This window comes from Flavobacterium sp., assembly GCF_031422135.1.
Classification (GTDB): domain Bacteria; phylum Bacteroidota; class Bacteroidia; order Flavobacteriales; family Flavobacteriaceae; genus Flavobacterium.
This window is the reverse complement of sequence record NZ_JANOQD010000006.1, coordinates 1-13377: the sequence shown is the minus strand read 5'-3', so window position 1 is coordinate 13377 and position 13377 is coordinate 1. Positions and strand designations below refer to the sequence as shown.

General features: G+C 33.8%; 13 protein-coding genes and 1 pseudogene. 6 read left to right on the top strand and 8 right to left on the bottom strand.

What is annotated here, in order from left to right:
* Positions 1 to 38 precede the first annotated feature (38 nt).
* The 3 genes from RMO70_RS01200 to RMO70_RS01190 all read right to left on the bottom strand — a co-directional run bounded on the left by RMO70_RS01200 (position 39) and on the right by RMO70_RS01190 (position 2090).
* On the bottom strand, positions 39 to 962 hold the full coding sequence (locus RMO70_RS01200) for a PfkB family carbohydrate kinase (RefSeq protein WP_310554595.1): 924 nt from the start codon (positions 960 to 962) through the stop codon (positions 39 to 41).
* 75 nt (positions 963 to 1037) lie between these two features.
* Positions 1038 to 1517, bottom strand: a complete 480-nt coding sequence (gene rnhA / locus RMO70_RS01195; protein WP_310554594.1) for a ribonuclease HI — start codon at positions 1515 to 1517, stop codon at positions 1038 to 1040.
* A gap of 3 nt (positions 1518 to 1520) precedes the next feature.
* Positions 1521 to 2090 (bottom strand): phosphoribosylglycinamide formyltransferase, encoded by a 570-nt coding sequence (locus tag RMO70_RS01190; RefSeq protein WP_310554593.1) that lies wholly within the window; start codon positions 2088 to 2090, stop codon positions 1521 to 1523.
* A 175-nt stretch (positions 2091 to 2265) separates the two neighbouring features.
* On the opposite strand from RMO70_RS01190, the gene RMO70_RS01185 reads away from it, so the two are divergent.
* The 5 genes from RMO70_RS01185 to pyk all read left to right on the top strand — a co-directional run bounded on the left by RMO70_RS01185 (position 2266) and on the right by pyk (position 6725).
* Positions 2266 to 2502, top strand: a complete 237-nt coding sequence (locus tag RMO70_RS01185; RefSeq protein WP_310554592.1) for an acyl carrier protein — start codon at positions 2266 to 2268, stop codon at positions 2500 to 2502.
* A gap of 192 nt (positions 2503 to 2694) precedes the next feature.
* Positions 2695 to 3948, top strand: a complete 1254-nt coding sequence (fabF, locus tag RMO70_RS01180; protein ID WP_310554591.1) for a beta-ketoacyl-ACP synthase II — start codon at positions 2695 to 2697, stop codon at positions 3946 to 3948.
* Positions 3949 to 3955: 7 nt separating this feature from the next.
* Positions 3956 to 4696, top strand: a complete 741-nt coding sequence (gene rnc, locus RMO70_RS01175; protein ID WP_310554590.1) for a ribonuclease III — start codon at positions 3956 to 3958, stop codon at positions 4694 to 4696.
* 113 nt (positions 4697 to 4809) lie between these two features.
* Positions 4810 to 5289 (top strand): IPExxxVDY family protein, encoded by a 480-nt coding sequence (locus RMO70_RS01170; protein ID WP_310554589.1) that lies wholly within the window; start codon positions 4810 to 4812, stop codon positions 5287 to 5289.
* A gap of 5 nt (positions 5290 to 5294) precedes the next feature.
* Entirely contained in the window at positions 5295 to 6725 is a 1431-nt protein-coding gene (pyk, locus tag RMO70_RS01165; RefSeq protein WP_310554588.1) for a pyruvate kinase, read from the top strand.
* Positions 6726 to 6781: 56 nt separating this feature from the next.
* Here pyk and dinB read toward each other — a convergent pair whose 3' ends face one another.
* Positions 6782 to 7870, bottom strand: coding sequence for a DNA polymerase IV (gene dinB / locus RMO70_RS01160; protein WP_310554587.1), 1089 nt, complete (start codon positions 7868 to 7870; stop codon positions 6782 to 6784).
* 189 nt (positions 7871 to 8059) lie between these two features.
* On the opposite strand from dinB, the gene RMO70_RS01155 reads away from it, so the two are divergent.
* Positions 8060 to 8527 (top strand): CYTH domain-containing protein, encoded by a 468-nt coding sequence (locus RMO70_RS01155; protein ID WP_310554586.1) that lies wholly within the window; start codon positions 8060 to 8062, stop codon positions 8525 to 8527.
* On the opposite strand, the gene RMO70_RS01150 is transcribed toward RMO70_RS01155, so the two are convergent.
* The 4 genes and pseudogenes from RMO70_RS01150 to RMO70_RS01135 form a co-directional block, all read right to left on the bottom strand.
* A complete protein-coding gene (locus RMO70_RS01150) occupies positions 8528 to 9013 on the bottom strand; it encodes a septal ring lytic transglycosylase RlpA family protein (RefSeq protein ID WP_310554585.1) in 486 nt (161 codons plus the stop codon).
* Positions 9014 to 9209: 196 nt separating this feature from the next.
* A pseudogene (locus RMO70_RS01145) lies at positions 9210 to 9631 on the bottom strand (hypothetical protein).
* An 84-nt stretch (positions 9632 to 9715) separates the two neighbouring features.
* Entirely contained in the window at positions 9716 to 10738 is a 1023-nt protein-coding gene (locus RMO70_RS01140; protein WP_310554584.1) for a fasciclin domain-containing protein, read from the bottom strand.
* Positions 10739 to 10779: 41 nt separating this feature from the next.
* Positions 10780 to 13377 (bottom strand): carboxypeptidase regulatory-like domain-containing protein (locus RMO70_RS01135; RefSeq protein WP_310554583.1); only part of this gene is annotated, 2598 nt, incomplete at its 5' end.

Genomic DNA, 13377 nt, shown 5'->3' with positions numbered 1-13377 from the left:
ATAAAAAACGCCCCGAATTTCGAGGCGTATTTTGTTTGTTATAAGGATATATCGTATTGTGTTAAGGATTTGAATTGTTTCAATCTCGACACTACTTCTTCTTTTGTTAGTGTTAGCATTCTTTCGGTTCCAAATTTTTCCACACAGAATGAAGCTAAATTGGAGCCATGAATAATCGCATTTTTCATGTTCTCGAAGGTAATATTATCGGTTTGGGTTAAATAACCTGCAAATCCTCCTGCGAAAGTGTCTCCTGCTCCAGTTGGATCAAAAACTTCTTCAAGTGGCAATGCTGGTGCAAAGAAAACTTCATTTTTATGAAAGATAAGTGCTCCGTGTTCTCCTTTTTTAATCACGACATATTTTGGTCCCATTGTTTGAATTTTGGCAGCAGCTTTGACTAGAGAATATTCTCCTGACAATTGACGTGCTTCTTCGTCGTTGATTGTAATCACATCGACACGTTTAATTACATTCAATAAATCTTCTAAAGCACAATCCATCCAAAAATTCATCGTATCTAAAACTACCAATTTTGGTTTACTTGTCATTTGATCCAAAACACTGCTTTGCACCATTGGATGTAAGTTTCCAAGCATAACAACATCAGCATCTTTAAAGTTTTGAGGAACAACTGGGTTGAAATCTGCCAAAACATTTAATTCTGTTACCAAAGTATCGCGAGAATTCATATCGTTGTGGTATTTGCCACTCCAAAAAAATGTTTTTCCGCCTTTAACTACTTCGATCCCTGATATGTCAATGTTTCTTGAAGTTAACAAATCTAGATATTCTTGTGGAAAATCATCTCCAACTATTGAAACTATTGCAGATTGTAAATTAAAATTTGCGGCAGACAAACCAATATAGGTTCCTGCGCCTCCTAAAATTTTGTCAGTTTTTCCGAATGGTGTTTCAATAGCATCGAAAGCAACTGTTCCTACGATTAAAAGTTTGTTCATTTTTTGAATTTCAAATTAAAGTGCAAAGATAAGTTTTAAGTCGCAGAGTTGCAAAATTTCAGCGTCGCAAAGTTTTTAAAATAATTTATCAACTTCTTTTTCATAAAAAGCATCAATTGAAAGTTCTTTTAAACCAGATGCATATACTGCCAATTCATCACAACGTTCATTTTGTTTGTGGTTGTTGTGTCCTTTTATCCATTTGAAATCGACTTCGTGTTTTCTGTAAATAATCAAAAAACGCTTCCATAAATCTGAATTTTTCCTGTCTTTAAATCCTTTTTTCTCCCAACCAAAAACCCATTTTTTTTCCACAGAATCCACTACATATTTAGAATCGGAAACTACCAAAACTTTTGTATTTGTATTTTTTAGCTTTTCTAATCCAACAATTACTGCCAAAAGTTCCATACGGTTGTTGGTGGTATGCCGAAACCCTTCATAGAATTCTTTTTTGAAAGTAGTGCCAACTAATTCCATAACAACTCCGTAACCTCCGTTTCCAGGATTGCCTTTTGCTGCGCCATCAGTATATATGTGGACTTCGTGATTCAATTTTTAAATTTTAGAGTTTAGGATTTCTTTAATAATTTGAGGGAAATATAGGTGTTCTAGTTCCAATACTTTTTCGGCAATTTCTTCTGCTGAATGACATTTTTCAATAGTAACACTTTTTTGGAAAATAAAAGCTCCCTCATCGTAGTTTTCGTTGACATAATGAATTGTAATTCCAGTTTCGGTTTCCTTATTTTCTAAAACTGCTTTATGAACATTGATTCCGTACATTCCTTTTCCACCATATTTTGGTAAAAGTGCAGGATGAATATTGATTATTTTATTAGGGTATTTTTCGATAATTGCTTTTGGAAATTTCAAAAGAAAACCTGCCAATACAATTAAGTCGGGTTTTATTTCATTTATTTTTTCTAAAACAAATCCATTGGAAAGGTCGTCTTTACTGAAAATTACACTTTCAATGTTATGCTTCTTTGCTTTTTCTAAAACTTTGGCATTAGGATTGTTAGTAAAGATTCCGAATACGTTTCCTTGACTGTTGTTTTTATATTGTAATATAATTTTTTCGGCATTAGATCCCGACCCAGAAGCAAATATTACGATCCTTTTCATTTATCCTGTAATTAGTATTGCACAAAAAAAAGAATAATAAATGATAATAAATAAAAATAATTGGTCTTTATGAAATTAATTTTTTAAATTCGTATTCATATTTATTAACTAAATTGTTGTTTTAAGATAAAGTTTTTTACTTTTGCCAACAAATTAAAAATTAAAATTAAAGATTATGTCAGACATTGCATCAAGAGTAAAAGCGATTATCGTAGACAAATTAGGCGTTGACGAGAACGAAGTTGTAACAGAAGCAAGCTTCACAAACGATTTAGGAGCTGATTCATTAGACACTGTTGAGCTAATTATGGAGTTCGAAAAAGAATTTGACATTCAAATTCCAGACGACCAAGCTGAAAACATTGCTACTGTAGGTCAAGCTATTTCTTATATCGAAGGAGCTAAAAAATAATACTCTCAAACATCTGTAAAGTCAAATTTGCAGATGTTTTTTATTTTTTATGTACTTTTCAAAATCTTTTGTAGATTTGTAAAAACACTGATTGTATTACAATCATAAAAATATTTATGTAATACCCAATGTTTCTTTTAGTAATAATTAAAAGTACTTTGGGTTTTTTCATATTAAACAAAACCAAAATTTATGCAATTAAAGCGAGTAGTAGTAACGGGATTAGGAGCATTAACCCCAATTGGAAATAACATTCAAGAATATTGGGATGCTTTAATAAGCGGAAAAAGTGGTGCTGCTCCCATAACTTATTATGACACCGAAAAGCATAAAACAAAGTTTGCTTGTGAAGTAAAAAACTTCAATGTGGAAGAATTTATTGATCGCAAAGAAGCTCGCAGAATGGATAAATTTGCCCAATATGCCATTGCTGCAAGTGAAGAAGCCATAAAAGATGCTGGAATAACCCAGACCAATGTTGATAAACAAAGAGTTGGGGTTATTTGGGGTGCTGGAATTGGCGGATTAGAAACCTTTCAAGAAGAAGTTTTAAGTTACGCTAAAGGTGATGGAACACCCCGTTTCAACCCTTTCTTTATTCCAAAAATGATTGCTGACATTGCTCCGGCTCACATTTCGATGCGAAACGGATTTATGGGGCCAAACTATACTACAGTTTCTGCTTGTGCTTCGTCTGCAAATGCTATGATTGATGCATTCAATTACATTCGATTGGGAATGTGCGATGTCATAATTACTGGAGGATCAGAGGCCGCAGTAACTATTGCTGGCATGGGCGGATTTAATTCGATGCAAGCTTTATCCACTAGAAACGAGAGTCCTGAAACTGCTTCAAGACCATTTGATGCTAATCGTGATGGATTTGTTTTGGGCGAAGGAGCGGGTGCATTGGTGTTGGAGGAATACGAACACGCAAAAGCACGTGGTGCAAAAATATATTGTGAAGTTGGAGGTGGCGGAATGTCGTCTGATGCCTACCATTTAACGGCTCCACACCCTGAAGGAATAGGTGTGATTGCAGTAATGAACAACACACTTCGTGATGCAGGTATGCAACCAGAAGATGTAGATCATATTAACACACACGGAACATCAACTCCTCTTGGCGACGTGGCAGAACTAAAAGCAATAAGTGCCGTTTTTGGCGCACACGCTAGAAACATTAATATAAATTCCACAAAATCGATGACAGGCCATTTACTTGGTGCTGCTGGAGCAATTGAAGCCATTGCTGTGATTCTAGCTATGGAAAACGGAATTGTTCCACCAACAATAAATCACGAAACCGTAGATGAAAATATTGATCCTTCTTTAAATTTGACTTTAAACAAAGCACAAAAAAGAGACATCAAAGTAGCAATGAGCAACACTTTTGGTTTTGGTGGTCATAATGCTTGTGTTTTATTCAAAAAAATGGATTCATAATAATTTTATGAGTATAATAAAAAAAATATTTTCCAATTCCCGTTCTCCAGAAGACGGGATTTTTTTTGATAAAATTGAAAGAATTTTAGGATTCAAACCTACCAATTTACTTAATTTCCGTAAAGCATTCACACATCGATCAATGAATAGAATTGATGAAAAAGGGAATGCCTTAAATTACGAAAGGCTAGAGTTTCTTGGCGATGCAATGCTAGGAAGTGTTATTGCTGCTCATTTGTTCAATCAAGTACCTACTGGTGATGAAGGGTATTTGACTAAAATGCGCTCCAAAATTGTGAGTCGTGATCATCTGAACGAATTGGGTAAAGATTTGAATTTGATTCAATTCTTGGAAAGTAAAGTTACCGTTCAAAATTTTGGTGAAAATATCCATGGTAACCTTTTTGAAGCTTTTATTGGTGCCATTTATTTGGATCGTGGTTTCGGATATTGCGAAAAATTCATCCACAAAAAAGTTATCAAACCGTATGTTGATATTGATAGGTTAGAAGGCAAAGTGATAAGTTACAAAAGCCTTTTGATTGAATGGTGTCAAAAAGAAAAAAAACAATTTCATTTTGATATTTATGAAGATGATGATGCTGGGAAATTAAAATATTTTGGTGTAAAATTAAGTATTGATGGGAAAATTGTTGCAAAAGCCAGAGCAACCTCAAAAAAGAAAGCAGAAGAAATTGCTTCCAAAAGAGGCTATTTTGTTTTTCAATCAATAATTGATGGCAAATAATGTTTTTTTTACAAAACGATAACGTTATCGTTAATAATTTAATAAAATCTACTTATTTTTTGGTATTTTGTATGACTTAGAAATACTATATTTACAACTTATTATAGTTTCAAATGGCAATTCATAAATTACATTTAGAAGATTTTGATGAAATAGATTACAATTTGATTGCCATATATTCTTCACTCGAAGATTACAAGTTGGCTTTTAAATTAAATCAAAATTTAGACATTCTACTTTCTAAAAACAGTATTGAAATTCCCATTGAAGTACAAGAAAAAGTAGCTTATTTTTCTCGTTTTACTTTTGAAGATGAAGAAAAAATGATGGTTTGGGATCTCATTCAAAACAAACAAGAAATTCAACTTCCTGTACAAACTTCGACAGTGAATTTATTCGAAAATAAAAACATAACCAGACGCGTTGCTCTAGTTTCTGAACTTAAAAAAGTAGATTATTTCTTGAAAATAGAATACAATTCGCAATGCAAAATAACCGATATAGTAGACAACATTAATAAAATAGATTCGATAAGTGCTGTTTACGAGATAAATACCGATAAAATCAAATCTAAAAACAATTTAATTTTTTAAAAAAAATGCCAACAAACAAGAAAACTAAAATTGTAGCCACACTTGGTCCTGCCTGTAGCACAAGAGAAGTATTGAACGATATGATTAAAGCTGGAGTTAACGTTTTTAGAGTTAACTTTTCGCATGCAGATTACGACGATGTGAAATCAAAAATTCATATGATTCGCAGTCTAAATGAGGAATTTGGATATACCACAGCCATTCTTGGCGACTTGCAAGGTCCAAAGCTTCGTGTAGGAGTTATGAAAGAAGATGTCGTGGTAAATCCTGGAGATATTATCACATTTCAAACTGCCGAAGATGTTCCTGGAACTGCTGAAAGAGTTTATATGAACTACAAAGAGTTTCCTAGAGATGTAAATCCAGGTGAAAAAATACTTTTGGACGACGGAAAATTAATGTTTGAAGCCATTTCAACCAACGGAAGTACTGAAGTCGTTTGTAAAGTAATTCAAGGAGGTCCTTTAAAATCTAAAAAAGGAGTAAACTTACCAAACACTAAGGTTTCACTTCCTGCATTGACCAAAAAAGACATTAAAGATGCCATTTTTGCTATTGAACAAAAAGTAGATTGGATAGCGCTATCTTTTGTGCGTACAGCTGAGGATTTAATGGAATTGCAAGACTTGATTTCAAAACATTCCGATCATAAAATTCCAATTATTGCCAAAATAGAAAAACCTGAAGGTGTCGAAAACATTGATAAAATTGTAGCGTATTGCGATGGTTTAATGGTTGCTCGTGGTGATCTAGGTGTAGAAGTTCCTGCGCACGAAGTGCCATTGATTCAGAAAAAACTTGTAAACAGAGCCAAAACAGCTCGTATTCCTGTAATTATTGCAACTCAAATGATGGAAACAATGATTACAAGTTTAACACCTACTCGTGCCGAAGTGAATGATGTTGCCAATTCTGTTATGGATGGCGCTGATGCTGTAATGCTTTCAGGGGAAACTTCTGTTGGAAATTATCCTGTTCAAGTTATTGAAAAAATGACCCAGATTATCGAAGCAGTGGAAGATTCTCCGCTTATTCAAGTACCACAAAACACACCACAAGTGCGCACCAAGCGTTTTATCACCAAATCCATTTGTCACCACGCCGCAATGATGGCAAACACCATTAAAGCAAAAGCTATTTGTACTTTGACTAATAGTGGTTACACGGCTTTTCAAATCTCGGCTTGGAGACCATCGGCACATATTTTAGTATTTACATCCAACCGGAGAATTTTGACACAACTCAATTTACTTTGGGGTGTCAAATCGTTTTACTATGACAAATTTGTTAGCACTGATGATACTGTAACAGATGTCAATGAAATAGCTCGTGAAAAAGGATTTGTGGACAAAGGGGATTTCCTTATCAATCTAGCTGCAATGCCAGTCACTGAAAAAGGAATGGTCAATACGTTGAGAGTTTCAGAAATAGAATAAAAAAGTTAGCATATACTTTAAATCCGTTTTGTTTTTTAAAATAAGACGGATTTTTTTTAAAACTCAAATTTCAATTGTACCACAATTGCCTTCTTGATTTCGGTATTCAAATTAGAAAGCGAAATCCCTAAAAGTCGCACCGAATCTTTCATTTTTTCTTGGTACAAAAGTTCTTTGATACTCGAAAAAATAAGGGCTTTGTCTGAAATGAAATAGGGCAGTGTTTTGCTTCTGGTTTGTTGTGTGAAATCGCTAAATTTTATTTTTAATGTGATTGTTTTTCCGGATATTTTGTGCTTTAGCAATCTTCGGGACAATTCGGCGGCTATTTGTTCTAGACGCTCTTCCATAAAAATTTCGGAAGTTAAGTTGGTGTCAAAAGTATGCTCAGCAGCTACTGATTTAGTTATTCTGTCGGGTTTGACTTCACTATTGTGAATGCCACGAACAATATAATAATAGTGTGTGCCGCTTTTTCCAAAATGCAGTTCCAAATATTCTAGCGATCTTGATTTTAAATCTTTACCCGTAAAAATGCCTTGTTGGTACATTTTTTCGGTGGTGACTTTTCCTATTCCATAAAATTTTTTGATGTCTAGATTTTCTAAAAACGATTCGACTTCTTCTGGATTGATGGTTTTTTGTCCGTTGGGTTTGTTATAATCGGAAGCTATTTTAGCCACAAACTTATTGACCGAAATGCCTGCTGAAGCGGTTAATCCTACTTCGTCAAAAATACGTTTCCTGATTTCTTGGGCTAGGAGCGAAGCACTTGGATTCCCTTTCTTGTTTTGAGTCACATCAAGGTAGGCTTCGTCGAGCGATAGCGGCTCAACTAAATCCGTATAATCATAGAAAATTTTTCTAATTTTTTGAGATATTTCTTTGTAACGGTCAAATCGTGGCGGTACAAATAGTAAATCGGGACAATTCCGCTTGGCTTGCACTCCACTCATTGCGCTGCGAACTCCAAATTTTCTTGCTTCGTAGCTAGCGGCCGAAACTACACCTCGCACTTCGCTTCCGCCAACGGCAAGTGGTTTGCCTTGTAATGATGGATTATCCATTTGTTCTACCGATGCATAGAATGCATCCATATCGACGTGGATGATTTTACGTTGCAAGGGTGTTTGTTTTTCAGACATAGTACAAATTTAAAATTATTTGACTAATGACACTAACAAGTAGCCGAGATACTTTGAGGTTTAATTTTAAAAAAATGTATCTTTGAATGTACGAACTCCATAGCCCAGATAGTAGTGGAAATCCTTGTGGTTTTTTTCTTTAAAAAACCACAAGATTGAAACGGATAGCTGGAAAAAGCTCCAAAGAAAATGATAGAAATTGAACGTAAATTTTTGGTTTTGAATACCGATTTTGAAGCAGTAGCTGTTGCCAAAAACAGAATTGTGCAAGGCTATTTGAACTCGAATCCGGAGCGAACGGTTCGTGTGAGAATAAAGGGAGACAAAGGGTTTTTGACAATAAAAGGCAAAGGAAGCGATTCTGGAACAACACGACTGGAATGGGAAAGTGAAATTCCTGTTGCTGAAGCCGAACAGTTATTGTCGCTATGTGAAAGTGGCGTGATTGATAAAGTACGATTTGAAATTCCTTCAGGAAAGCACACGTATGAAGTGGATGTTTTCGAGGGTGAAAACTTTGGGCTGGTTATTGCTGAAATTGAACTGAATTCAGAAAATGAGGCTTTTGAAAAACCTAGCTGGTTGGGTAAAGAGGTTACTGGTAATGTGAAATATTACAATGCTTATTTGAGCAATAGGCCTTTTAAGAATTGGTAATTATTTTTTTTGTTGGACTTCAATTTTGACCATTGTTACTCCCCCTCCTTTGTTGGAAGTGACACTCATAAAGGCTTTTCTTGACAAATCGATTTCACGCCCTCGAACAAATGGACCTCGATCGTTTATAGTTACAATGACTGATTTTCCGTTGCGTTCGTTTGTAATACGAAGTTTTGTTCCAAAGGCAAATTTTTTATGAGCCGCTGTAAGTTTATTATTATCGAAACGGGCCCCTGAAGCAGTTTTTTTGCCGTTGAATTTATTTGCATAATACGATGCATGCGCGTTGCGTTTGTAGAGTTTGTAATTGTAGCTTTTCTCAATGGCTAAACTGTCAATTAATGCCAAAGAATCTACTTTTACGGTGTCTGGTATTGTGTTGTATTGTTCGAAATTTTGTTTTTCAAAAGTGCGGAAGGAAAAACTAAAAAGCATCACACACATTAATGACACTAATGCTAATAAACCTATTTTTTGTTTCATAATTTATATTATTTAAGAGAATGGACTGTAAGAGTACCTCATTCTATCATTGAAATTCAAATAGTATACCACATTCTTTATAAATTCGACAAAAGTGATTTTAAAACCGTTTAATCAAACAACTATTTTTTCTTTTTGTATAAAACGGATATAATTTTAAAACAGTAAAAGCTCCTTAGAAGAAGCTTTTACTATTTTAAAACCATAATGACCAAGGAATTCTACTTAGTATTAAAACCAATCCTAGGGAATAAAACAAGGCTATTGATTTGAACTTTGCATTACTATCTAGTCCCTTTTTATGTTTTGACCAACCTATTGTTATTAAGATTATAGCTATTATATTAATCAGCGGGTGTTCCAGAGATGTTAGTCGTAATGCTTTATCTTTCATTTCGCCTAACATTGCATAACCAATTGGTGATTGAAAATATAAAAACATTCCTATTACTAATTGAATGTGAACGGCTATTAAAGCAAACAAGGCGATTTTTCTATTTCCTGAAGTAAACTCTTTTTTGAAAGATACCCCGCTACGGATAGTATGACTGCTATTACCAATAAAAATAAAGCTAAATACGCCCAGCCAGAATGTGCTTTTTGTAAAATTGTATACATTTTGTTTGATTTTATAAAAACAAATATAATAAAAAAAGCGCTTCAAAATTACTTTTGAAGCGCTTTGTATTTGTGATTTAGAAATTACAAAACTGGTACTAATACTTTGTCAATAATATGTACAACACCATTTGTTCCTTGAACATTAATGTTTTTTATAAAACTTGCATTCAAAGCTTGGTCTACTAATTTAACAGTAGATTTAGCAATAGTAAATCTTTGTAGAGTAGGTGAAACTAATCTTGTAGATACTAATATGTCAGTAGTTGCAAAAGATGTTCCAGCAACAACAGGAATTCTGTTTCCTGTTTCAAGATGATACTGCAACACTTTTGTTACATTAGCATCTGATGCACCAACAATAAATGAAGCCGCTGTAAATGCATCATTGCTTGGAGCATAAACTGTTATAGCAGTTGTAGTTGTTGTTCCTGCACCATTTAAAACTGCTAAAACTGAAGCTTGAGGAGTACTAGTTACTGTTGTTAAAAGAGTTGAAAGTTTTGGATTTGCTATTACGTGATTTACAATTTTAGGCAATGCTAAAACATTATTTATAATGTGAATAACACCATTGCTAGCATCAATATCTGCTGTTTCAACTTTTGAACCGCCATTTGTTGAACCGCCATTGATTAATACATCTGTACCTACTTTGTTCACAAACATACTCAATGAACCGTTTGTTGCTGTTGAAATACCAGCAGCAAAAGTTTTAGAATACCCCACTTCTAATAAGTCACTAGATCTAGTTCCAATAGACAATACATGGTATTGCAATACTTTTTTCAAAGTATTAATAGTTGTTACATCTGCTGGTACTAAAGGATCTAAAGCAACAATTCCAGCTTCTGTGTAACCAGCTGTTGTAAAAGCTGTATTTGTAGGTGCAAATACAGTGTATGAACCTGCAGTTTTTAACGTTACATCTAAGCTTGTTTTTTTCAATGCAGCTACTAAAATACTTAAATCAGCATTTGCACTTGCAATTTCTACTATGTTTTTTAGTTTTACAACTTGTGGCTCATCATCTTGAGAGCAAGAAAAGGTTATTAAAGCAATTGAAGCTATAAATATAAAACTTAAGATTTGATTTTTAATTTTCATAATATTTTTATTTAGAATTAGTATTGTAAAATGTTTAATTATTATTTACCACCAAAGGTATATCTTAGAGTAAACTGCGCTTGCCAAACATCAAATACAGAAGCATTTTTTTGGAAAGTATCTTTTGCTAATACTCTTTTACCATTAGCTTCCGTTTGAATATTCATTACATAAACTGGCGTAAAATTATTTGCACTTGTAGGAGCTTGAGAAACTGATAGTACATTACCAACTGATTGTCTTTGTGAAATTCCCCAATCTTTATTTAATAAGTTTGTAAAGTTTAAGATATCAGCTCTAAACTGAAAACTGTTCTTTTTACCATAAATTTTAATATAAAAATCCTGAGTTACTGACAAATCAATTTTATGCAACATTGGTAAGATATTACTATTTCTCTCCGCATATTTACCTCTACGTGTTCTTAAATACTCGTCTTGATCAATATATTTATCAAAAGCTTCCTGTTGTTGCGCTTCACTATAAAGCACTGTGGTTGTACCACCAAAATTTTGAGTTATAGGAGCAAAACTTAAATCCGTAGCTTTGATAGGAACATATAGTAAGTCGTTTCCTTGAACTCCGTCTCCGTTCAAATTACCAGCGTAGGTATAAGAGAAGGCTCCTGATTGTTCACCAATGTATCCTAAATTAATCGTAGTTGATCCTCCAGCATTTTTACCATAATTAATTTTGTATCCTAAGATACCAACTACTCTATGTGGTGTGTTATTATTTGAAACGGATAGTGGTAAATCATTATTTCCATTTACAGATCTCGCTCCTGTCCATGATCCTGCAGCAATACTACCAGCAGACATTAAATCAAATGCTTCAGAACGGGTGTACGCTACAGATCCCCACAAACCGTTTTTGTATGGATATTCTAACTTAACTGTTGTAGAATGAAAATAGCCTTGATTTGTATTTGACAATACAATAGCATTAGATACGTTATTGTTAATACGAATACCATTATCATTTCCAGCATACAATGGTCTATTATCTCCGCTAACAGAACCGTTTAGTGTTCCAACTGAAGTTGCTAAATTTGCATTGTAGTAATTAATTGCATTGATATTTTTGCTAAAAATTCCTTCTAAAGTACCTATGAATCCAAATGGTAATTTTTGATCTATTGCAACCGTAGTTTTCCAAACTTGTGGAAACTTAAAGTCTTTCGCAGTAAATGCTAAATCAAATGAAGTAGGTAATGTAGGTGTGCTTGGTATAAAATATTGTGCTGGATTAGCTGTAAATCCATAACCACCATTTACTAAATCATCACCACTTTTATCATCAAAACCAGTTAAAACTCCGTTTCCTCCAATTGCATTTGATAGAAAAACTGCTGGAGGTCTTCCTGAGAATATTCCAGTTCCACCACGCACCTGTGTTCTTGAATCTCCTGTTACATCAAGATTAAAACCAAATCTAGGCTCAAAAAGATATTGAGTATCTGGCATATCGCCTGTGTTAAATTTTTGACCTTTTGCAAAAGTTAAACCCGTAACTGCAGTGTTTTCTAATGCAGTATCTTCAAGAGAAACTCTTGTAGCTCGTAAACCAAATGTCAATTTCAAATTATCCGATGCTTTGTATTCGTCTTGAGCATACAAATCAAATTTGTGTGTTTTTAAAACTTGTAATGGTTCTGCACCACCTGCTAAAGCAGAATATCTAAACTGTGTTCTTATTGGCAAAGCAGTTGTTGATGGTGCTCCTCCATTAGTAATAGATGAATCCGCGGCCGCATAAAATTCATCAAGAGAATTGAAAGTAAAAACTCCATTAGATCCTGGGAAGAATGAGTTGTTTGAAACAAAACGCTCATAGTTTGCTCCCAAAACTAAGGTGTGTTTACCAAAATATCCTGTTACATTATCTGTGAAGTGTAATGTAGAATAGTCTAATTTATTTCCGTTAGTAAAAGGATCCAAACCAGCAGAAATAAAACTATTATTACTTACTGTGTACAATCCTGAACCTGGAAATGTTTCCATTCCATTTTTTATATCAATTGTCGGAAACAATTTTGAACCTTCTTGCAAAGCTCTATCTTCGTTTTGAAGATCATAACCAGCAATAAAGTTATTGTGCCATTTTTCAGAAAACTTACTATCTACTTCTAAAACTATTGATCTTGAATTATCTTGAATTACATATCCACTATTTTTATAAGACAATGATCTTTCGTTAGTTCTTCTGTTACCAAAACCCAGTGAAGCTGAATTAGAAATCAACTCATCAGAATTAGAATCATGGTGAATGTAACGTGCCGTTAATCTATGATTGTCGTTTATATTCCAGTCCAATCTAGCTAAGAATTTTTTAGATTCCGCAACAGCATCGTAATTTTGCCAAGGACCTGTTACGTATTTAAATTCATCTCTCAAAAAGTTTGATAAACCCTGCATTTGAGCAGTTGTAGGATCTGAAACTTGAGCCCCATTAGAATCTTTAGTGGTCCAAGTTGTAGCTGGTCTAATGTTGTCAATTGTTTCAAAATTTCCAAAAAAGAATAATTTATTTTTTAGTATTGGTAAACCAAATCTTGCTCCGTATATTTTTTCTTGAAATTTAGCTGGTTCAATATCTATCAATCCGGCTTTTGTTCCAACAAATTCTTTTTTATTATT